This is a genomic window from Streptomyces sp. NPDC037410 (genome assembly GCF_055602235.1).
The window spans coordinates 39388-59604 of sequence record NZ_JBVJWR010000006.1 but is presented as its reverse complement, the minus strand read 5'-3'; the positions used below and the strand labels follow the sequence as shown (position 1 = coordinate 59604).

Annotated in this window: 21 protein-coding genes; 11 read left to right on the top strand and 10 right to left on the bottom strand. The window is 72.4% G+C overall.

The annotated features are described in order from the left end of the window. Positions 1-63: 63 nt before the first annotated feature. Positions 64-939 carry an NAD(P)-dependent oxidoreductase gene (locus ACZ7HT_RS11655; RefSeq protein WP_471163257.1) on the top strand — a complete coding sequence of 292 codons (876 nt, stop codon included), beginning with the start codon at positions 64-66 and terminating at the stop codon, positions 937-939. Positions 940-1121: 182 nt separating this feature from the next. Here ACZ7HT_RS11655 and ACZ7HT_RS11650 read toward each other — a convergent pair whose 3' ends face one another. Continuing rightward, entirely contained in the window at positions 1122-1877 is a 756-nt protein-coding gene (locus ACZ7HT_RS11650; protein ID WP_471163254.1) for an SIS domain-containing protein, read from the bottom strand. A gap of 217 nt (positions 1878-2094) precedes the next feature. Between ACZ7HT_RS11650 and ACZ7HT_RS11645 the strand changes: the two genes are divergently transcribed. The 4 genes from ACZ7HT_RS11645 to ACZ7HT_RS11630 all read left to right on the top strand — a co-directional run bounded on the left by ACZ7HT_RS11645 (position 2095) and on the right by ACZ7HT_RS11630 (position 6757). Beyond that, positions 2095-2784, top strand: a complete 690-nt coding sequence (locus tag ACZ7HT_RS11645) for a metal-dependent transcriptional regulator (protein WP_471163252.1) — start codon at positions 2095-2097, stop codon at positions 2782-2784. A 472-nt stretch (positions 2785-3256) separates the two neighbouring features. Further along, the gene (locus tag ACZ7HT_RS11640; protein WP_471163249.1) at positions 3257-4405 is read left to right on the top strand and encodes an alpha/beta fold hydrolase; all 1149 of its coding nucleotides are present in this window, start codon (positions 3257-3259) and stop codon (positions 4403-4405) included. 150 nt (positions 4406-4555) lie between these two features. Next, positions 4556-5782 (top strand): FG-GAP-like repeat-containing protein, encoded by a 1227-nt coding sequence (locus ACZ7HT_RS11635; RefSeq protein WP_471163247.1) that lies wholly within the window; start codon positions 4556-4558, stop codon positions 5780-5782. Between the two features lie 234 nt (positions 5783-6016). Beyond that, positions 6017-6757: a dienelactone hydrolase family protein gene (locus ACZ7HT_RS11630; RefSeq protein ID WP_471163244.1), complete on the top strand. Its 741-nt coding sequence runs from the start codon at positions 6017-6019 to the stop codon at positions 6755-6757. Between the two features lie 45 nt (positions 6758-6802). On the opposite strand, the gene ACZ7HT_RS11625 is transcribed toward ACZ7HT_RS11630, so the two are convergent. Together ACZ7HT_RS11625 and ACZ7HT_RS11620 are read right to left on the bottom strand one after the other, a co-directional pair. Beyond that, positions 6803-6976, bottom strand: a complete 174-nt coding sequence (locus ACZ7HT_RS11625) for a DUF397 domain-containing protein (RefSeq protein WP_471163241.1) — start codon at positions 6974-6976, stop codon at positions 6803-6805. After that, positions 6973-7761 carry a helix-turn-helix domain-containing protein gene (locus ACZ7HT_RS11620; RefSeq protein WP_471163239.1) on the bottom strand — a complete coding sequence of 263 codons (789 nt, stop codon included), beginning with the start codon at positions 7759-7761 and terminating at the stop codon, positions 6973-6975. The genes ACZ7HT_RS11625 and ACZ7HT_RS11620 overlap by 4 nt, the downstream gene beginning before the upstream one ends. Positions 7762-7863: 102 nt before the next feature. Between ACZ7HT_RS11620 and ACZ7HT_RS11615 the strand changes: the two genes are divergently transcribed. Together ACZ7HT_RS11615 and ACZ7HT_RS11610 are read left to right on the top strand one after the other, a co-directional pair. Beyond that, positions 7864-8274 (top strand): hypothetical protein, encoded by a 411-nt coding sequence (locus ACZ7HT_RS11615; protein ID WP_471163236.1) that lies wholly within the window; start codon positions 7864-7866, stop codon positions 8272-8274. 162 nt (positions 8275-8436) lie between these two features. Then, positions 8437-9372 carry a hypothetical protein gene (locus ACZ7HT_RS11610; RefSeq protein WP_471163233.1) on the top strand — a complete coding sequence of 312 codons (936 nt, stop codon included), beginning with the start codon at positions 8437-8439 and terminating at the stop codon, positions 9370-9372. Here the strand turns inward: ACZ7HT_RS11610 and ACZ7HT_RS11605 are convergent. From ACZ7HT_RS11605 to ACZ7HT_RS11595, 3 genes are all read right to left on the bottom strand, one after another. Further along, positions 9356-9499: a hypothetical protein gene (locus ACZ7HT_RS11605; RefSeq protein ID WP_471163230.1), complete on the bottom strand. Its 144-nt coding sequence runs from the start codon at positions 9497-9499 to the stop codon at positions 9356-9358. The genes ACZ7HT_RS11610 and ACZ7HT_RS11605 overlap by 17 nt on opposite strands. 198 nt (positions 9500-9697) lie before the next feature. Next, entirely contained in the window at positions 9698-10204 is a 507-nt protein-coding gene (locus tag ACZ7HT_RS11600) for an SMI1/KNR4 family protein (protein WP_471163227.1), read from the bottom strand. Then, on the bottom strand, positions 10201-10755 hold the full coding sequence (locus ACZ7HT_RS11595) for a GNAT family N-acetyltransferase (RefSeq protein WP_471163225.1): 555 nt from the start codon (positions 10753-10755) through the stop codon (positions 10201-10203). Before ACZ7HT_RS11595 ends, ACZ7HT_RS11600 begins: the two co-directional genes overlap by 4 nt. Positions 10756-10827: 72 nt before the next feature. Between ACZ7HT_RS11595 and ACZ7HT_RS11590 the strand changes: the two genes are divergently transcribed. Then, positions 10828-11703 (top strand): aminoglycoside phosphotransferase family protein, encoded by an 876-nt coding sequence (locus ACZ7HT_RS11590; protein WP_471163223.1) that lies wholly within the window; start codon positions 10828-10830, stop codon positions 11701-11703. Between the two features lie 54 nt (positions 11704-11757). On the opposite strand, the gene ACZ7HT_RS11585 is transcribed toward ACZ7HT_RS11590, so the two are convergent. The 3 genes from ACZ7HT_RS11585 to ACZ7HT_RS11575 all read right to left on the bottom strand — a co-directional run bounded on the left by ACZ7HT_RS11585 (position 11758) and on the right by ACZ7HT_RS11575 (position 15038). Beyond that, entirely contained in the window at positions 11758-13401 is a 1644-nt protein-coding gene (locus ACZ7HT_RS11585; protein ID WP_471163220.1) for a transporter, read from the bottom strand. Then, positions 13398-14297, bottom strand: coding sequence for an ABC transporter ATP-binding protein (locus ACZ7HT_RS11580; protein ID WP_471163217.1), 900 nt, complete (start codon positions 14295-14297; stop codon positions 13398-13400). The genes ACZ7HT_RS11585 and ACZ7HT_RS11580 overlap by 4 nt, the downstream gene beginning before the upstream one ends. A 75-nt stretch (positions 14298-14372) precedes the next feature. After that, positions 14373-15038: a bifunctional DNA primase/polymerase gene (locus ACZ7HT_RS11575; protein WP_471163215.1), complete on the bottom strand. Its 666-nt coding sequence runs from the start codon at positions 15036-15038 to the stop codon at positions 14373-14375. Between the two features lie 289 nt (positions 15039-15327). Between ACZ7HT_RS11575 and ACZ7HT_RS11570 the strand changes: the two genes are divergently transcribed. Together ACZ7HT_RS11570 and ACZ7HT_RS11565 are read left to right on the top strand one after the other, a co-directional pair. Continuing rightward, positions 15328-16710, top strand: a complete 1383-nt coding sequence (locus tag ACZ7HT_RS11570; protein WP_471163212.1) for a transcriptional regulator — start codon at positions 15328-15330, stop codon at positions 16708-16710. A 105-nt stretch (positions 16711-16815) separates the two neighbouring features. Beyond that, positions 16816-18231 (top strand): hypothetical protein, encoded by a 1416-nt coding sequence (locus ACZ7HT_RS11565; protein ID WP_471163209.1) that lies wholly within the window; start codon positions 16816-16818, stop codon positions 18229-18231. A gap of 6 nt (positions 18232-18237) precedes the next feature. Here the strand turns inward: ACZ7HT_RS11565 and ACZ7HT_RS11560 are convergent, their stop codons facing one another. Then, the gene (locus ACZ7HT_RS11560) at positions 18238-19512 is read right to left on the bottom strand and encodes an ABC transporter substrate-binding protein (RefSeq protein ID WP_471163206.1); all 1275 of its coding nucleotides are present in this window, start codon (positions 19510-19512) and stop codon (positions 18238-18240) included. Positions 19513-19717: 205 nt separating this feature from the next. Between ACZ7HT_RS11560 and ACZ7HT_RS11555 the strand changes: the two genes are divergently transcribed. Next, positions 19718-20161, top strand: a complete 444-nt coding sequence (locus ACZ7HT_RS11555) for an SCO4402 family protein (RefSeq protein WP_471163203.1) — start codon at positions 19718-19720, stop codon at positions 20159-20161. Positions 20162-20217: the final 56 nt, after the last annotated feature.

Here is a 20217-nt window from a genome sequence, read left to right as displayed (position 1 = left end):
GCGCGTCCCTCTCCGTCGTCAGTCGTCTCTTTCCAACCCACGTATGTGCAAGGGAGTTCCGTCATGTCTTCTTCCCGCGTCACCGTTCTCGGTCTCGGTCCCATGGGCCGGGCGCTCGCCGGTGCCTTCCTGGACGCCGGAGTCCGGACCACCGTGTGGAACCGCACCCCTGGCCGTGAGGGCGACCTCGCCGCGCGGGGCGCGGTCCTGGCGGCGAGCGCGGCGGAGGCGGTCGCCGCGAGCCCGCTCACGGTGATCTGCCTGGTCAACTACGACGCCACGGACGCCGTCCTCAGGGACCCGGCCGTCACGGACGGGCTCAAGGGGCGGACCGTGGTCAACCTGAGCGCCGACGTCCCGGAGCGCGCCCGCGACACCGGGCGTTGGGCGGCCGAGCACGGCATCGGCTACCTGGAAGGCGCGATCATGACCCCGACGCCGACGATCGGGACGCCCGCCGGGGTGTTCCTGCACAGCGGACCCGAGCCGCTGTACCGCGAGCACCGGGCGGTGCTCGACGCGCTGGGCGGCACCCACACGCACCTCGGCGAGGACATCGGCCGGGCCGCCGCGTACGACGTCGCGCTGCTCGACATCTTCTGGACGTCGATGACGGGGTACGTGCACGCGCTCGCGCTGGCCCGCGCGGAGGGGATCACGGCGCGGGAGCTGGCGCCGTTCGCCCAGGGCATCGGGGCGATCCTGCCGCCGCTGTTCCAGGAGTGGGCCGAGGACGTGGACGGCGGCTCGCACTCGGGCGAGGGCAACCCGCTGACCTCGGCCCTGTCGACGCTGACGCACGTCGTGCACGCCTCCGAGGCGCACGGCGTCGACGCGAGCGTCATGCGCGCGGCGGAGGCGCTGGCGCGCCGGGCGGTGGACCGGGGTCACGGGGCGGACGGCTTCACGCGGGTGACGCAGGTGATGGACCGCGGCTGACGGGCAGCGAAGCGGGGGCCGACACTGCCGGGTTCCGGCATGGCCGGACCCGATGGGGCGGGACGACGATGGCCCCACATTCGGGAGGTGGGGGCCGTCACGATGGCTCGGGCGGTGGGAGCGGGGCTGACCCTCGGCCCGGCCCCCGCACCCGAGGGCCTGGCCGGGCGACGACCCGTCGCCTAGCGCCGGTAGAAGATCCGGTCGCCGTACTCGTCCATCACGCGGCCGTTCCACTCGTGCCCGCCGTCGACGTTGCCGGAGCGCAGCAGCGGCGGCTCGATGCCGAGGCGTACGAGTTCCTCGGCGGCGGCGGCCATCGTGGCCTGCATGAGGGCGCTGGTGACGACGGTGGAGGCGGGCGCGAAGGGCGCCTCGATGCCCTCGTGGGTGAGCTCCGCGTCCCCGACGGCGATCCTGGAGTCGAGGACGATGTCGCAGTGGTCCTTGAGGTACGTCCCCGAGACGTGCCGCGACTTCGTCTCCGTGGCGTACGCGACCGAGGTGACGCCGATGACGGTGAGGCCGAGCGCGCGGGCGTTCATGGCCATCTCCACGGGCAGGGCGTTGCGCCCGGAGAGGGAGATGATGATCAGGACGTCGCCGGCCTTGGCCGGGGAGGAGTCGAGGACCGCCCCGGCGAGGCCGTCGACGCGCTCCAGGGCGGAGCCGAGGGTGGCCGGCATGACGTCGACGCCGACGACGCCGGGGACGGCGAGCAGGTTCATCAGGGCGAAGCCGCCGGCCCGGTAGACGACGTCCTGGGCGGCGAGTGAGGAGTGTCCGGCGCCGAAGGCGAAGAGCCGGTTGCCGTTCGCGACGGCGGTGGCGATCGCGGCTCCGGCGGCGGCGATCTCGGCGGAGTCCCCGTCGCGCACCTCCTTGAGCAGGCCGATCGCCGCGTCGAAGAACTGTCCGGCCAGCTTGCTCTCGCCCATCGCGGCGGCTCCTTCTCGTCGTGGCGCTCGTCGTGGCTCTCGTCGGCTCGCGTCCCGCGCACTCGCCGAGGTCGCCGATCACGGTGCGGTCTGGACCATTGCTCTGTCAATACCGCATCACCCCGTCTTGCCCCGTCTCACCCCGGCGCGGCCCGGTTGTCGGCCCGATGCGCAACAATTGCGGCAGGGCCAGCGCACGACTCATCGAGGGGCACGTATGTCCGGACTGATCGACACAACGGAGATGTACCTCCGCACCATCCTCGAGCTCGAGGAGGAGGGTGTGGTCCCCATGCGTGCCCGGATCGCCGAGCGGCTCGATCAGAGCGGCCCGACGGTGAGCCAGACGGTGGCCCGGATGGAGCGCGACGGGCTGGTGGCCGTGGCGAGTGACCGCCATCTGGAGCTCACGGACGAGGGGCGCCGTCTCGCCACCCGGGTGATGCGCAAGCACCGTCTGGCCGAGTGCCTGCTCGTCGACGTGATCGGCCTGGAGTGGGAGCAGGTCCACGCCGAGGCCTGCCGCTGGGAGCACGTGATGAGCGAGGCCGTGGAGCGGCGGGTCCTGGAGCTGCTGCGTCACCCGACGGAGTCGCCGTACGGGAACCCGATCCCGGGCCTGGACGAGCTGGGCGAGAAGGCGGAGGCCGAGGCCTTCCTCGACGACTCGATGGTGTCGCTCGCCGACCTGGACGCGAGCGAGGGCAAGACGGTGATCGTCCGCCGGATCGGCGAGCCGATCCAGACGGACGCCCAGCTGATGTACACGCTGCGGAGGGCGGGCGTGCAGCCCGGCTCGGTGGTGTCGGTGTCGGAGTCGCCGGGCGGTGTCCTGGTCGGCAGCAGCGGCGAGGCCGCGGAGCTGGGCGCGGACATCGCGGCGCACGTGTTCGTCGCGAAGCGCTGAGCCCGTTTCGTACGTGGCCGGGGGCGCCCCGCAGGTCTTCTCGGAGACCGGCGGGGCGCCCCCGTTCCGCATCCGGGCCAATGATCTGTCGTGCGCCCCGTTTTACGCCGGAATCGCCACGCCCGCGCCCTCGCCGTGCCACGCTGGTACGAGCGATACGTGGAGGAGTGCGGGGCTGCGCGGGTGCGGGGGTGGGGCATGAGGGCTACGGACGACAGAGGGCCCCGGCGCCTTCCGGCGCCGGGGCCTGTCCTCCCCTGTCCTGACCTGGAGCCCCGAGCTCTCAAGGTCAGTCCCCTCGGACCGTTTTTCCCCGAGCGGTCCGCCTCCCGCTCAAGATCTCCCCTCGGCAGCGCGCGTCAATCCTTGAGCCCTGTCACTCGAACGAGGGGTGTTGTGTGGCAGGAGCGCATTTTCGAATGCGAGTTCGATAGTCTGGCGAGGTTCGACGGAAAGAGGGGGTGCCGGATCCATGGCGCGACGACTCGACGTCACCGGGGCGGACGGCGTCCGGCTGGCGGCCTGGGAATACACGGCGGAGCCCGGCGGGCCCGGGACCGCCCCGCAGCCCGGCCAGGGCGGTGTCCCGCGCCCCGGCTCGGGCGGTGTCCCGCATCCCGGCCCTGACACCGCCACGCGCCTGGGCCTGGACGCCGTCCCACGCGTCGGTCCCGGCGCCGTTCCGCGTCCCGGCCCCGACGCCGTCCCGCGTCCCGGCGGGCGTCCCGTGCCCCGCCCCGCCCGAGCCCCGCAGGCCTCACCGGCCCACTCCGCACCAGGGCCGCGGGCCCCGCAAGCCGCACCAGGGCCTCAGGCCCCACACGCCCACGTCCCCGGCCACGCCCCCGCCTCCGCCCCCGGCGTGTTACTCCTCCACGGTCTGATGGGGCACGCGGGCCACTGGGCCCCCGCCGTCCGCCGGCTCACCGGAGGGCACCGGATCGTCGCCCTCGACCAGCGCGGTCACGGCGCGAGCGAGAAACCCACCGACGGGCCCTTCACGCGCGAGGCGTACGTGGCGGACGCCGCCGCCGTCGTCGAGCAGCTCGGCCTCGGCCCGGTCACCCTCGTCGGCCACTCCATGGGCGCCCTGACCGCCTGGCAGCTGGCCGCCGAGCGCCCCGACCTCGTCCGCGCGCTCGTCATCTGCGACATGCGCGCCTCGGCGCTCGGCGCGGCCTCGCAGCGGGCCTGGCAGGACTGGTTCCACGGCTGGCCGGCGCCCTTCGCGTCCCTGGAGGCCGTCCACCGCTGGTTCGGCGACGAGGACCCGTGGGTGGAGACCCCGAACCCGGCGCGGGGCGCGTTCTTCGCCGAGGTGATGGCCGAGCGCCCCGACGGCTGGCGTCCGGTCTTCGACCCGGAGCAGATGCTGACCTCCCGTGAGACCTGGGTCCACGACGCGCACTGGGACTCCCTCGCCCAGGTCCGCTGCCCCACCCTCGTCGTGCGCGGTCTGGACGGCGAGCTGGGCCGGGCGGAGGCCCAGGAGATGGTCCGGGTCCTGCCCCACGGGGCGTACGCGGAGATCCCCGACGCGGGCCACCTCCTCCACTACACCCACCCGGAGGCCTGGGGCGAGGCCGTGGAGCCCTTCCTGAACGGCGTCCTGACTCGGTGAGGCCCCCGCCGCTCCGTGAGGGCCCCGCCGTACGGGAAGCGAACATTCCGGAAACAGGCGGCCCCTCCGGTGACGTGCGAATCCGGGCAGGGTACGGTCCCCACACGGCGCGTCGAGCAGTGAGACTCCGCGCCGTTTGGAGGGAACTCGATGCGCATTTCCATGCTGCGGCGCGTGGCCACGGTGGCCACGACGCTGGGGCTCACCTCGCTCGGCCTCTTCGGCGCGGGCGTGGCGCCGGCGCAGGCCGCTGTGAGCGACTGCCCGTCCGGCTATTTCTGTGCCTGGAAGACCGACAACGGCACCGGCACGATGTACAAGACGAACGTGAACACGGCGACGCTCGGGACCTGGGACAACACGTTCCGCTCGGTCGTGAACCGTACGAACAAGTTCGTCTGCCTGCACGAGGACGCCAACTACGGCACCAACGGCGGCGTCTACTCCATGCCCGCGGACCCCGCGGGCACCGAGTGGGGCGGCCCCGGCACCAACTCGGTGAGCTCGCTGAAGTTCGTCCCCACCGAGCGCGAGTGCGTCCTGCCCGCCTACCCCGAGTGGAACGCCTACGCGGCTCCCAAGGCGGCGGGCTTCGGCGACCTGAACGCCGACAAGAAGTCGGACGTCGTCGTCCGCGACAAGGCCGGCCGCCTGTGGTTCCTGCCCGGCGACGGTACGGGCAAGCTCGTCGGCAGCGGCGGCTGGAACGCCATGAACGCCCTCACCCGGCACGGCGACTTCTCCGCCGACGGCCGCGAGGACGTCATCGCCCGCGAGTCCGCCACCGGCAAGCTGTGGCTCTACCCGGGCACGGGCACGGGCGCCGTCGGCACCCGCAAGCTCATCGGCTCGGGCGGCTGGAACGCCATGGACAAGCTCACCGCCTTCGGTGACCTGACCTCCGACGGCCGCTCGGACCTGCTCGCCGTCGAGAAGTCCACCGGCAAGCTGTGGCTGTACCCGAGCACCTCGACGGGCACCCTCGGCGCGCGCAAGCTGATCGGCTCGGGCGGCTGGAACGCCATGAACGCCCTCGTCGGCGCCGGTGACCTCAACGGCGACAACCGCGCCGACCTGGTCGCCCGCGAGGCCTCCACGGGCAAGCTCTGGTTCTACCCGGGCACCGCGGCCGGCGGCGTCGGCTCGCGCGTCCTGATCGGCAGCGGCGGCTGGAACGTCATGGCGACGTTCCTCTCGGTCGGCGACTACAACGCCGACGGCCGCAACGACCTCGCGACGATCACGAACTCCAACTACGTCTCCCCGGAGTGCCGTGGAGTGGGCTGCCTCCTGCTCTACACGGGCAAGGGCACGGGCGCGTACAACGCGGGCGTCCCGGAGGACGGCAACTGGTGGGGTCTGAACGGCGCGTTCTGATCCGTACCGGATGAGTGTGTGAGGGCCTCCACCCGACGGGGTGGAGGCCCTCACCGTTTAATTCGGTTGGCGGCCCCGAAGCCCCCTGATACCTTCGTGGAAGCCGTGCAGCAGACCGAGGAGGTGGTACCCGTGAACGTAACGACATGGGTGCTCCCCTCTGGGGTCACGGTCGGGCGATAGGTCGTCGTCTGGGAGCGCCGTTTTTCCCGCGCATTCCCGAAAGGCACGACCATGCGATTCACTTCCGAGCAGCGCTTCGACGACGGCGTCATCGAGCGCGAGTTCACCCTCAACGACATCCCGGGCGTCCTGTGGACGCCCGAGTCCGCGTCGGCACCTGTGCCGCTGATCCTGATCGGCCTCCCGCCGCTCGGACTGCAGAAGGTGTACGGGCGGGTGGCGGGCCGGGCCCGCTACTACGCGGCGCAGTACGGCTTCGCCTCGGCGACCATCGAGCTCCCCGGCTTCGGCGACCGTCCCCGCCTGCCCGAGGTCGACCAGGCCCGCGCCGACCTGCACCAGGCGATCGGGGCCGGCGAACCGGTCACCGACGACATCATCGACAGGCTCGTCCTCCCGCTCGCCGACCAGGCGGTCCCGGACTGGCAGGCCGCCATGGACGCGCTCCTGGAGCTGCCGGAGATCGACGGCCCGGTCGGCTACGAGGGCGGGGTCATCTCCATCGGCGTCCGCCTCGCGACGGTAGACCCGCGCGTCAAGGCCGCCGGCCTCTTCGCGGGCAGCTTCATCCCCGCCTCGATCTACGAGGACGCCCGCAAGGTCGGCATCCCACTGCAGGTCCTCCTGCAGTGGGACGACGAGGACAACGACCGCCAGGCGTCCCTGGACCTGTTCGACGCGTTCGGCTCGAAGGAGAAGACCCTGCACGCGAACATGGGCGGCCACAGGGGTGTCCCGCAGCATGAACTCGACGCGGGGGCACGGTTCTTCGCCCGTCACCTGAAGGGCTGAGTGAGTGAGGGCCTCCACCCGGACGGGGTGGAGGCCCTCGCCGTCTCACACCGCCGAGACGAAGGCGCCCCAGGCGGCGGGGGAGACCTCGAAGGAGGGGAGGGCGGTGTCCTTGGAGTCACGGACGTGGACGGTGTCGGGGCGGGTGGCGACCTCGACGCAGTCGCCGCCCTGTTCGCTGCTGTAGCTGCTCTTGAACCAGTCGAGGTCGGTACTCATAGCCTTCGTGCCACCTGTTCGATGAGTCGTGCGGAGTCCTCCGGCGTGAGGGCCTGCGCCCGCAGGGCGCTGTAGCGGGCGAAAACGATCCCCACGTCCGGTTGTTCGCTGAGAAAGTACCGCCCGACCTGGCCTTCGACGTAGACGAGTTGACTGCGGTGTTCTTCCGTCTCCAGGAGGGTGAAGGACCCGCTGAGCCCGGCATGCGACCACCGGTTGTCCGGCATCACCTGGATGGTGACGTTCCGCAGGTCGGCGCACTCGCGGACGTACTCCAGAGTCTTGCGGAGTACGTCAGGCCCCCCGAGCGGCTTGGTGAGTGCCGACTTCTCCAGTACGAAGGTGACCAGAGGCGCCGGCTTCCGGAAGTACAGCTCGTGCCTCTTGATCCGGGCGGCGACGCCAGCCTCGATCTCGTCGTCCTCCAGAGCGGGGACGGCGCTTTGGAAGACGGCTCGTGCGTACTCCGGGGTCTGGAGCAGTCCGGGGACGAGGTGCGTCTCGTACTTGTGGATGCCCGTCGCCTTCCTCTCCTCGTCCAGGTAGTCCTCGAACCAGGCGGCGATCCCGCTTGCCGACAGCTCCTCCGCGAGCTCCAGAAGTGCACCTTGTGCACGTAAAAACGGGTCCGCGATCACGACGAACCTCCCTCTCGGCCGCCGCTGGCCCCGCTCGATCATGGCCACCTGGGACTTGGAATACCCGGTCTCTTTGCCCAGGGCTTCCTGGGAGACGCCAGCCTGTTCCCGGTAGAAGCGCAGTAGTCGGCCGAACGCCTTGGCCACGCCCCGGTTCTCTTTGTTCACACCCGACCTCCCGAGTGCACAGTCCCGCACAACCGGACTGTGTCGCTGGTCACAGCAGACCACGCCCGCCAAGCTGGCCGCATGAATCTGCGCAAGTCGCTTGACAGCGTGCCCTCTTGGGTACCCGCGTCCGGTCACGCCCTCCGTCACGCCGGCATCCACTTCGACGCCGTACGGATCGGCGGCTTCCTCGGTGAGGACGTGGCGTACCGCCTCATGGCGTTCACGGACTTCCAGGCGGGGCCGATCGTCCGCGAGGCGACGGGGGAGCGGAACCACTACTTCCTGCTGCCGCCGCAGGCCGCCGCCACGCACGCGTGGCCCGCTCCGGCGCGGGCGCTGAGCAGGAACGGGCGGGGTGAGGCGTTCGTCGGGATTCCTGCGCTGCACGGACTGACGTGGCCGCTGGACTGGAGGTCGCGGCCGACAATCGAAGATCCGTTCGTGGAGCCGGAGTTGTTGCATCACACGGTGAAGTGTGCGCTACGGTGATCACATCATCACGCTCCGTAAAAACGGAGCGGTCCCCGGCTGGTGCGCCAACACCAGGGAGTCCGGGGACCTTCACCGCCAGTGGAATCTCGAGGTCCACCAGAAATGCTTCGGCATGTTACCGCTCCCGTTCGGTCGTACACCAAGGCTTCGAGCGGTGTCGTGCGCCATCCGCGTCTGAACAGTGACGCGAAGATCCTTCTGCTCTACGTCCAGGGCCTCCCCGGGAGCGAGGGCGACAAGCCGCTCGGAGAGCACGCCACCGACCTGGGCATGCGCCCCCGGGCGTACCACCGGGCGAAGGAGTGCCTGGTGGCGTGCGGGTTCCTGCACGAGTGGAAGTTCCAGATCCGGCGCGGGTACTGGGTCACCGAGCAGCTGCTCTCCAACGTCACCCTTACGCGCGACGAGGCGAACGCGGTCCGGGACGGGATTCCGGCCGAGTGTCCGGATGACGAGGAACCGACCACCCGAAATCGGGAACCCCGGCGGACCGCGACCCAACCACCGGTAGACGAAGACGGAGAGAAGAAGACCATTCCCCACCCACCCACCGAAGAGCCGGCGCCGAAACCGGAGCCGAAGCCGGAGCCGGATGGGGACATGACACCCGAAGCCGTCGAGGCCGAGCGCCTCTTGCTGTCACTCCGGCACCAGAACCGGGACCTGCTGCTCGGCGTCCGGGAGGCCCGTGGCCTGGCAGAGGCGGCGGCGGAGTGGCTCAGGCGCGGGGTGTCCGCCGCGGACCTCAGGCACGCCCTGACGGCCCATCTGCCGCGTACCGGCGTCCGTTCGGCGGTCGGGTTCCTGCGCCACCGCCTGACGGAGAAGCTCCCGGTCCCGCTGCTGTCTCCGCCGCCTCAGGAGCGCCCGTCCGAAGCCGCCCGGCCGGGCCTGGTCACCTGCGAGGGGTCCGGCGACGAGCACGTGTTCCGGCCGGTCGGCGACGAGACGCACTGCGGCGCCTGCCGCATGGAACTGGCCCGACAGGCCAACGGAATCCAGCTCCGTGAGCCCGCTGCGGGCCCCTCCTGGCGTACGAGGATCGACCAGGTGAGGGCAGAGGGCCTGATGGCTGCGCCTAGCGGCGGGGCTTGAGGTCCTTGCGGGCTTTGCGCGCGTCGCGCCGGAGGCCGTCCGCGGTGTCGGCCATGGAGAGGAGGTCGAGGGCGATTCCCGCACCGCGAGCGATCCACGTGACGGCCCTCACCAGAATCTCGTCCACGGCGGCTTTCCTCCCTCTCACGACAGATGTCTTCTTCTCAGACTCCGCCGCCGGCTGGAAGGTTGAGCCCCGTCTCCCCGTCAGATCCTGCCCGCGAGCACACGGGTGCGGTGACCGAGGAGCTCGGTCAGTTCGGCGATGAAGGCGGGGCGGAGCGATCGGCGATCGTCTGGAACGTGCTTCCCATGAGGGCCTCCGTCAGTCCTGTCCGTCGTCGAACGCGGCCGACGCCGTCAGCCCCTCGACGAACGTCCGGAAGTCCCCGGCCAGGGGCAGCTCCGCCCCGGCGTCGACGTCGAACCAGGTGACGGACGGCTCCCCGTCCGCGCCGCACGTCCGGTAGTCGAGCGCGATCCACGTATGACCGTCGCCGGAGAGCAGGACGAGGGGGGACGGCAGTCCCCATTCCTCGATCAGATAGGCCGAGTCGAGCACCGACAGCCGGTCGTCGTCCTCGCCGATGCCCATCAGGACGTCGAACGGGACGTGGTCGTCGCTCCACGAGGTCGGTACGTCCGTGGGATACGCGTCCCACGCGTCCGCCACGACACCGCCGTCCCGGACCCGCAGGAGTGCGAGGAGAGCCTCCGGCAGGCGCACGCCGAGCCGTTGCTCGGCATCCCGTACGGCGGCGTCGGTCAGCGTCCCGGCCGGGCCCTCGCTCCAGAACGTCGCCTTCACCTCGTCGAACCGAGCGTCGTTCACCGGGTCAGCCGCCAGACCTGGTCCTCGCCCGTCTCCGCCGGGGCCGTGGGCTCGTGGGGGCGGCGGAGGTGGGCGGTGAAGCCGAGGCGGGCGGGGACGGCGCCGCTGGCGTGGTTGGCGACGTCGTGGACGACCTCGACGGCGGTGACGCCCGGCAGGCGGAACGCCTCCTCGACGAGCGCGCGGGCGGCCCGCGTGGCGACGCCCCGGCCGGTCGTCGACGGGTGCAGCCAGTATCCGAGTTCGACGGTGCCGTCCGGGGTGTCCTCGTGCCGGTGAAGCCCGGTGCTGCCGACGATGGCCCCGTCGAGCACGATCGCGTAGCTGTACGCCTCGCCGCTCGCCCACTGCTCCGCCCGCCCGGACAGGAAGCGCTCGGCGCTTTCGCGGCTGTGCTCGGCGACCCACGGCATCCACGGGCGCAGGTGCTCCAGCGACTCCTCGATGACCTGGAAGAACTCCGGAAGGTCCGCCTCGGCCTCCCACGCGCGCAGTGTGAGCCCGCCGTCGAGTTCGATGCGGGTCCGGGGCGTGGGCTGTGAAAGGTCCATGCGGGGAGGATCGATCGTACGGGTCTTGCGGAGCAAGGGATTTCGGCGGGACGCCCGTGGATGATCGGGCCCATGGACATCGACGAGAGCCTCATCCGTGCCCTGCTCCAGGACCAGCATCCCGACCTCGCCGACCTGCCGGTCCAGCGGGTGCCGGGAGGCTGGGACAACCAGATGTGGCGGCTCGGCGACGAGTTGGCCGTACGGATGCCCCGGAGCGAACGGGCCCCGGAGCTGCTGCGCAAGGAGCACCGCTGGCTGCCGGCCCTCGCGCCGCTGCTCCCGCTGCCCGTGCCCGTCCCCGTACGCACCGGGGAGCCGTCCGCGCGCTTCCCCCGGACCTGGACGGTTGCCCGCTGGGTCCCGGGCGAGCCGAGCGACGCCACGCCCGTCACGCGCGGCGACCACGCGGCCGAGGCCCTGGCCGGCTTCCTGCGGGCCCTGCACCGCGAGGCGCCCGGGGACGCCCCCGCCAACCCGGACCGGGGCGTGCCCCTCGCGGACTTCGCGGCCGGGTTCGAGGAGGGGTTCCCGTTCCTCGCCGAGCACGCCGACCCCGGGGCCGTACGCCGGATGTGGGAGGACGCCCTCGCGGCTCCCGTCTGGCAGGGGCCTCCGGTGTGGCTGCACGGGGACCTGCACCCCGCGAACGTCGTCGTCGCGGACGGCACCCTCGCCGGAGTGGTGGACTTCGGCGAGGTCTGCGCGGGCGACCCGGCGACGGACCTCTCGGCGGCGTGGCTGCTGCTGCCGGAGGGTGGGGCCGAACGGTTCTTCCGTGTGTACGCGCGCGTGGACGACGCCACCGTCCGCCGCGCCCGGGGCTGGGCCCTGCTCCGCGCGGCCGGGCTCATCGCCATCGGCCGCGCGGGCGACCGGGGCCTCCCGGGCGGGAAGCCGACCTGGGGCCCGGCCGGCCGCGCGACCCTCGCGCGCGTACTGGCGTGAGCGAGGGCCGGCGCCCGGCCGGGCCCGCCGCCCTCGCGCGCGTCCCCGCGGGCGTCAGCCCTTGCTGACCGCCGCCAGGATCTCCGGCAGCCGCCTCGCCGTGCGCGGGGCCGCCAGTTTGAGGCCCGCCAGGACGAGCAGTGCGCCGTAGAGCGCGCCCGCCGGGAGGAGGAGCCACAGGAGGGACTGCTGGTCCGAGACGTGGAGGTAGACCGTCGCGGCGATGAGCGGGGAGCACAGCAGCCCGCCCAGGATCATGCCGGCCATGATCGACATCCAGGCCAGGCCGCCCTGCCCCGGCGCCACGTTCTTGTAGCCGCTGTCCTGGGGGATCGAGTACGGGAAGTTCGCCGAGGTCACCGCGCCCGTCGCCATCATCGCGCCGAGCAGGCCGATGGCGAGGCCGAACGCCTCGGGGAACGCCGACCAGTCGCCGAGGACACCGGCCGTCAGCGCGGTGACGACCGCCGTGTACGGCAGCGTGATCGACAGTATGGCCAGGGCCCGCGCCCGGAGTTCGGCGTACGCGTCGGCCGTCGTCGAGATGGTCTGCGCGACCATCCAGAACGCCGAGGTGTCCTGGCCGAACTGGTTGTACATCTGGATGCCGAGCATGCCGGAGGCGAAGCAGGCGAAGTAGATCGAGCCCGTGCCCTGGAAGGCGTTGAAGAGGGGGACGATCAGACCGATGGCGAGCGAGGTCACCCACGCCGCCTTCGTCTTCGGGTCGCGCCAGATGTACCGCAGGCTGCGTTCCATGACGGCGCCGGTGCGGCCGCCCGGCAGCATCCGGGCGAGCCGCCCCGTACCGCCCTTCTCGTCGGCTCCCACGTCGGCGGCCGCGCCGATGGTGGAGCCGTCCGGCTCGACCATCAGCCGCACCAGGCTCCGCTGCCACCAGTACAGGAGGCCCACGAGGGCCGCCGCCGTGAGCAGCAGCCGGGCCGCCGCCACCGCGTAGTCGCCGCGGCTCGCGGAGTCGACCGCGCCGATCGCGGCGGCCGGCGGCAGCCAGCCGACGACGGCGGACGCCGGTTCCAGCGCCTCCAGGCCGCCGGCGCGGCCGAGCCGCTGGGCGCCGAAGTTGACGAGCTGCATGCCGACGGCGATGACCAGACCGCTCAGCAGGGCCAGGTCCCGGCCCTTGCGGGAGGTGAGCAGCCGGACGTTCGCGGCGGCGACGGACCGGGACAGCGCCACGCACGTCACCGCCGCGAGCGGGACGGCGAGGACGGCGACGACGGTGCCGGCCGCGCCGTGCGCGACGGCTACGGAGGCGCCGAGGACGGCGACGGAGGTGAGGACGGGGCCGACGCCCACGAGGGAGGCGACGAGCAGCGCCCTGACCAGCGGCCGGGGCTGCAGGGGCAGCATCACGAGCCGCGAGGGGTCGAGGGTCTCGTCCCCGCTCGGGATGAACAGCGGCATCACCGTCCAGGACAGCGAGAGGACCCCGGTGAGGAGGACCGCGACGGTGACGGCGTCCGCGTGCCCCCGCAGGAGGACGAAGCCGAGGACGGCGACGACGGCGAGGAAGGTGCCGAAGACGATCGACGCGAGGTACGCGGCGGTCCGCCCGCCGGACTGCCGCAGCCCGTTCCGCAGCAGCGACAGCTTGAGCCGTACGAAGACGGACGTGAGGGACGGTACGCGGGCCGATACGGGTGCGGGGGAGGTGGCGGTCGTGGCGGTACTCATCGCTGAGCCCCGCCCGTACCCGAACCGCCCTTGCCCGAACCGCCCGTACCCGAACCGCCCAGCCAGTCCAGCGAGTCCCCGGCCGCCGCGCGGCCGTTCGCGCCGACGAGTTCCAGGAACGCCGCCTGGAGCGAGGGCGCGGAGCCCCGGACCTCGGCCAGCGGGCCCTGCGCGCGGATCTGGCCGGCGGCCATGACGGCGACCCAGTCGCAGAGCGACTCGACGAGCTCCATGACGTGGCTGGAGAAGACGACGGTCGCACCGGAGGAGGTGTACCGCTCCAGGACGCCGCGGATGGTCTGCGCGGAGACCGGGTCGACGCCCTCGAAGGGCTCGTCGAGGAACAGGACCTCGGGGTTGTGGAGGAGCGCGGCGGCGAGGCCGATCTTCTTCCGCATGCCGGTCGAGTAGTCGACGACCAGCTTGTTCTGCGAGCCCGCGAGGTCGAGGACGTCGAGGAGCTGCGCCGCCCGCTTGTCGACCTCGGCGCCGGGCAGGCCGCGCAGCCGGCCGCTGTAGGCGAGGAGCTCGCGGCCGGAGAGGCGCTCGAAGAGCCGCAGGCCCTCCGGCAGGATGCCGATGCGGGCCTTGACCTGGGCGACCGACTCCGGGTCGGCCCACACGTCGTGCCCGGCGACGAGGATCCGCCCCTGGTCGGGGCGGAGCAGGCCGGTGATCATGGAGAGTGTGGTGGTCTTGCCCGCGCCGTTGGGCCCCACGAGCCCGATGAACTTCCCCGCGGGGAGGACGAGGTCGACCCCGTTCACCGCGATCTGCTGGCCGAAACGCTTCCACAGCCCCTCGACGCGTACGGCGGGCACCGCACCTTCCCCCGGTGCGCTGCCCGCCGTGTCGGACGCTCCGTCGAACGCCCCGTCAAATGCCTGGTCAGGCATGGTCCGTCAACCCTTCGATGGTCCCCGTAATCCTTACGGGGTCACCCTACGGGCGCGACCGACCGGGCCTCCAGGTCATGGCGTACGGCTCCTGGCCTCCGCCGCTTCCCGGCCACACGCGTACGCGAGGGCGCTGATCAGCTCCTCCGCGTCCGGCAGCCAGCGGTTCGCCGGGGTGGGGCGCCGCGCCCACTGCACCGCGCCGCAGCCGCCGATCCGGGTGGGCGGGGCCGCCACGTAGTGGCCCTCGCCGCGCGTGGTGAGGTCGATGGAGGCCGGCGCCCAGCCGAGCTTGCGGACCAGGTCGGGGACCTTGTTCGCGGCGCCGGGGAGCACGAAGAAGTACATGCGGCGGTCCGGGGTGCAGGTCACGGGGCCGAGCGTCAGCTCCATGCGCTCCATGCGGGCGAGCGCCAGGAAGCCGGCCGACTCGGACACCTCGATCGCGTCGAAGGTGCGGCCGGTCGGCAGCAGGATCGACGCCTTCGGCGTCTTCGACCACATCCGCCGCGCCCCGACCGCGCTCCCGGTCGCCTGGGTCGACCAGTCGGGCCTGACGGCGTGGCCGCCGGGCGCGGCGCACTCGTCCGCGCCGCAGGAGCAGCGCTCCCTGCCTTCGACGGCTTCCAGCCAGGTCCCGGGAAACACGTCCCAGTGCCGCTCTTCCGCGTACCGCACGGCGCTGTCCAGCAGCTGCTCGCCCCGCTGCTTGGGGATCTGTGCGGCTTCCGTGACTCCCATGGTCTCTTCCACGGAGAGCTCAACTGCGCCCGTCACCTGGGGTTACGGGCGCGACGGCGAGCGTGTTGACGCATCGATCCTGCACGCGGGGCGCATGGGTGCACTGGCGGGGGCGCGCGGAGGGCCGGGGAGCGGGGGTGGGTACGCAGAGGTGGGGGCGACGGCGGCGGGGGCTTCCTTTCGCGCTGCCGACGTGTCCGGTTTCGCGTGTTCACATCGGCATTGACCGGATATCAACCGGGCAGTGATCCCTTCTCCGGTGATCACCGCACGGCCTCAGGGGGTACTCATGGCAGCCAGGCCACTCGTTCCGCGTCAGCTCAACGAACGGCTCCAGGCGCTCATCCAGGAGGCGGGCTGCTCCAACGCCGGCCTCGCCCGCAGGGTCAACATGGTCGGGGCTGAGCGCGGCCTCGACCTGCGCTACGACAAGACGTCGGTGGCGCGCTGGCTGCGCGGGCAGCAGCCGCGCGGCCGGGCGCCGGGGATCATCGCGGAGGCGCTGGGCCGCAAGCTGGGCCGCACGGTCACGATCGACGAGGTCGGCATGGCCAACGGCCGGAACCTCGCCGCCGGGGTGGGGCTCCAGTTCGCGCCGACCGTGCCCGGGGCGATCGAGCAGGTCTGCGAGCTGTGGCGCAGCGACGTGGGCCGCCGGGACTTCCTGAACGGTTCGACGGTCGCGGCCTCCGCGCTCGTCGAACCCAGCAGGGACTGGCTGATCACGGGGCCCGACGCGCACGTGGCCCGGATGGCGGGGGCCCGGGTCGGGGTCGCGGACGTGGCGGCGGTACGGGAGATGACGGCCGCGCTCGTCGACCTCGACCGGCGCTTCGGCAGCGGCCATGTGCGGCCGGTGGTCGTGCACTACCTCAACAGCGTGGTGTCGGGGATGCTGTCGGGCTCGTACCGGGAGGCGATCGGCCGGCAGCTGTTCGCGGCGGTCGCCCGACTCACCGAGCTCGCCGGGTACATGGCGGTGGACACCGGCGAACCGGGGCTCGCGCAGCGGTACTACATCCAGGCGCTGCGGCTCGCCCAGGCCGCGGGCGACCGGGGGTACGGCGGCTATGTGCTCGCCGCCTCGATGAGCCACCTCGCCGCGCAGCTCGGCAACCCCCGGGAGATCGCCCAGCTGGCGCGGGCGGCGCAGGAGGGCGCGCGGGGGAAGGTGCCGCCGCGCGCGGAGGCGATGTTCCTGGCGGCGGAGGCCCGCGGGCACGCGCTGATGGGCGACGTGCGCGCCTTCGAGACGGCCGCGGGCCGTGCCGTGCGGGCGCTCGGCCAGGCCGATCCGGAGGCGGGCGACGACCCGGCGTGGATCGCCCACTTCGACGCGGCCTACCTCGCGGACGAACTGGCGCACTGCTACCGGGACCTGGGGCAGGCGGAGGCGGCGGCGCGGGCGGCGCAGGAGTCGATCGCCGGGCATCCGGAGACGCGGGCGCGGCGGCGCGCGATCGGCCTGGCGCTGCTCGCCTCCGCGCAGGTGCAGCAGCGGGAGGTGGAGCAGGCCTGCCGCACGGGCACGCAGGCGCTCGAACTCCTCGGCACGCTGCGGTCGTCCCGGGGCGCGGAGTACCTGGACGACCTGCGGGAGCGTCTGGAGCCGTACGCGGGGGAGGCGGTGGTGCGGGAGTTCGGCGCGCGGATGGAGCTGTACGCCGCCTGACTGTGTCAACCGTGTAATGGGTCTCACACGTGTGTGCGGAGCGCTGTCGGCACCCGGTAGCGTGAGCCGACGATTCCGTAGGTTGGTCCATCAGTGGGAGTCCCGGTGACGCAGAACGGACAGGGTCCGGAGCATGGCGGCGGTCAGCCGTGGGGCGGCGCCTGGGGTCCCGCCGGTGCACAGCCGGGCGGGCAGCCGCTGCCGCCGGAGGTTCCGGCCGGTGGTGACATGCAGTCCACCCAGTACCTGCCGCCGATACCCCCGCAGCAGGCCGCGCCGCAGCCCGGCTACGGCTACCCGGGCCCGGGTACCCCGGCGGCCGCCGACATGCAGGCGACCCAGCACATCCCGCCGGTCCCGGGCGGGATGCCCCCGATCCAGGGCGGGATGCCGCCGGCCCACGGTGGGATGCCCATGGCCCAGGGCGGCATGCCCCCGGTCCAGCAGGCTCCGCAGCCCGGGTACGGCTACCCCGGTCCCGGTGCGCCCGCCGCGCCGCAGCCCGGGTACGGCTACCCGCCGCCGGCCGGTGCCTCGGACGCGACCCAGTTCATCGCCCCGGTGCCGCCGCAGCAGGGCGGAGGCTCCGAGACCCGGTTCCTCGGCACGGGCCCGCTCGCGCACCAGGGCCCCGGGCAGCCGGCCGGCGCCTCGGAGGCGACCCAGTACATCGCCCCCGTACCGGGGCAGATGCCCGGTGAGCGGCAGCCGCCCGCCGACTTCGACAACCTCTTCCGTCCCGAGACGCCGCCGGCGCCCCAGGGCTACCAGCAGCCGGGCCCGGCCGCGTACCAGCAGCAGCCCCAGCACCAGCCGCCGCCCCCGCAGCAGGGGTACGGCTATGGCGACGCGTACTACGACGACGAGCCCGAGCCGCGCCGCAAGTCGCCGCTCGCGCTGATCGCCGCCGTCGTCGTCGGCTGCGCGGTCGTCGGCCTCGGCGCCGGCGCGTTGCTCAGCGGCGGGGGCGAGGAGAAGGACCCCAAGACGCCCGGACAGAACGTGGCGGCGAGTTCCGCCGCGCCGTCAGCCGGGGCGTCCGAGCCCGCCGAGAAGCCGGCCGATCCGGCGGAGCCGCAGGCGAAGGAGCTCAGCGCGCTCCTCGCGACCAGCAGCAGCAGCCGTCAGACGGTGATCGACTCGGTGGCGGCCATCGATCAGTGCAAGAACCTCGACCAGGCGGCGAACGACCTGCGCGGCGCCGCCGAGCAGCGCCGGGGGCTGATCACCAAGCTCCAGTCGCTGTCGGTGGACAAGATCCCGGACAACGCGGCGCTGACGGCGGCGCTCACCAGGGCCTGGCAGGCCTCGGCCTCCGCCGATGACCACTACGCGGCCTGGGCCGACCAGATGAAGGGCAAGAAGGCCTGCAAGGGCGGCCACGCCCGCTCGACCGACCAGAAGGCCGCGGCGAACAAGAAGAGCGGCGAGGCCACCACCGCCAAGCGCGAGGCGGCCGGGCTGTGGAACCCGACCGCCGCGAAGTACGGACTGCCGAAGCGGACCTACACCCAGCTCTGAGCGGGGTCACGGGGCGCTGAGCACGGTCTCGCCGACGTCGACGAAGCCGGGCTTCTGCGCCACGAGCCGCCCCTGGCGGACCACCTGGAACGTCACCTCGTGGTTGACGATCCGGGTGAAGCCGGGGGCGCCGAGCAGGTCCTCGTACTTCCAGCGCAGGCTGGGGGTGAGGCCGCCGGTGTCGATCCGCTCGCCGCGGTCGAGGGCGTGGCTGATCTCCGAGGCCGTGATCTCGTCCTGGTGGAGGTTCTCGACGACCTCCTTGAGGACCGTGTAGGCGATCCAGGTGGTCTGGACGCCGGCGTCGGCCGGGTCGACCCGGTTGTCGGCGAAGGCGAACTCCTGGATGACCTTGCGCATCGGCGCCCAGCTCTTGTCGCCCGCCTCCGGGTACCAGCCGGTGACGTACGCGCCCTCGAAGGGGCTGTGGGGGCCGCCGGTGCGGTCGATGACGGGCTGGTCGACGCTGCCGAGGACCGAGGAGATGCGGACGGTGTCCCGCTGCTTCCTCTCCTCCTGGGGGAGGCGGCGGAAGGAGTCGAAGAAGGTCTGGGTGCGCTCGCCGAGGACGGCGGTCACGCAGCCCTTCTCGTCGCCGGCGCGGGTGCGGGCCCGGTCCGCCTGCTCGGTGTACTCGGCGGCGTCCTCCAGGGCCGGGATGTCGACGGCGCCCCGGTGGCTGGCCTTGTGCAGGCCGGAGTCGAGGAGCTCGGGGAGCTTGTCCCCGGCGGTGGTGTCGGGGCGGACGAGGGAGACCTTGTCGCAGGAGCCGGCGAGCTGCATGCCGTGCCCGGCGACGAGGGAGGCCACTCCGCCGTTGACGGGGTAGGAGAGCGGGCTGGTGAACTCGTCCTCCGCGATGCCGTAGCCGCCGATGTACGGGATGCCCGCGGCCTCCAGCGGGGCCATGAAGGCGCGGCCGTTCTGGCTGTACGAGCCGACGACCGCGACCGCGCCCTCGCGCACGGCCCGGCGGGCGCAGGCGGCGGCGCCGGCGGTGGTGTTCTGCTCGTTGCAGGTGAGGACGCGCAGTTCGTGCCCGTCGATGCCGCCCTGGGAGTTGACCCAGCGGGCGTAGGTCTGCGCCATGGCGGGCATGCCGGGCATGTTGGTCGCCCGGGTCTGGTCAGGAGCCCAGGTCATCACCGTGACGGGCTCCCTGGAGCCCCCCGTGGCCCCAGGGAGCACGCCACAGCCGGTGAGCAGCGACGCTCCGGTCGCCGCGGTCGTGACGTACGCGAGGAGTGAGGAAATCCGCCTACCGGTCATGGGCATGCACATTTCCGCCTCATGGGTAACGCGGGAGTGAGCGCGGTTCAACGATGGGTGACGTGAAGGTGAATTACGGGGGTGGGTGACCGGGGAGAGGAGGGGGTGAGTCCGCTTACCGGACAAGGGAACGTACGATCGAACGATGTCCAGTGCAGTCCCCGGTTCGGTCTCCGGTTCGGTTAACTCTTCCCGTCGCGGCCGTCGCTCCTCCACCATGGGCGGCATGCCGCTCAACGACATGCCGTGGTGGCGCTGGCGCGTGAACGTGCGCTCGGCGCTGCACATGCTCTCCGACCCCGGATTCCACGAGACGACCTGGCTGACCGGCCAGGAGGGGTACGGCGACGTCACCGACGCCGTCTACCGCCTCGTCGAGGACACCTGGCTCGACAACTGGTCCGCCGAGAAGTACGTCGGCTCGATCTTCCGCGACTCCGGCGAGGCCGCCCTCGTCGACCTCGCCGTCCTCCGGGTGCTGCGCATCATGCACCAGGTCGGACCCGACGCCCCCGTCTCCGCGTACGTGGCCCACCCCGGCTGGCCGGAGGCCGTCCGCGCCGCCCGCGAGGCACACGTACGGATGGCGCGGGCCGACGGCGAGGACCCCGACACGCCCCCGTGCTCCCTCGACGTGCTCCGTATCGTGACCCGGTCCTGAGATGTTCCGCCTGACGGACGGTCGCCGTCCGGCGGGGCGGGGTGTGGCAGGCTGAC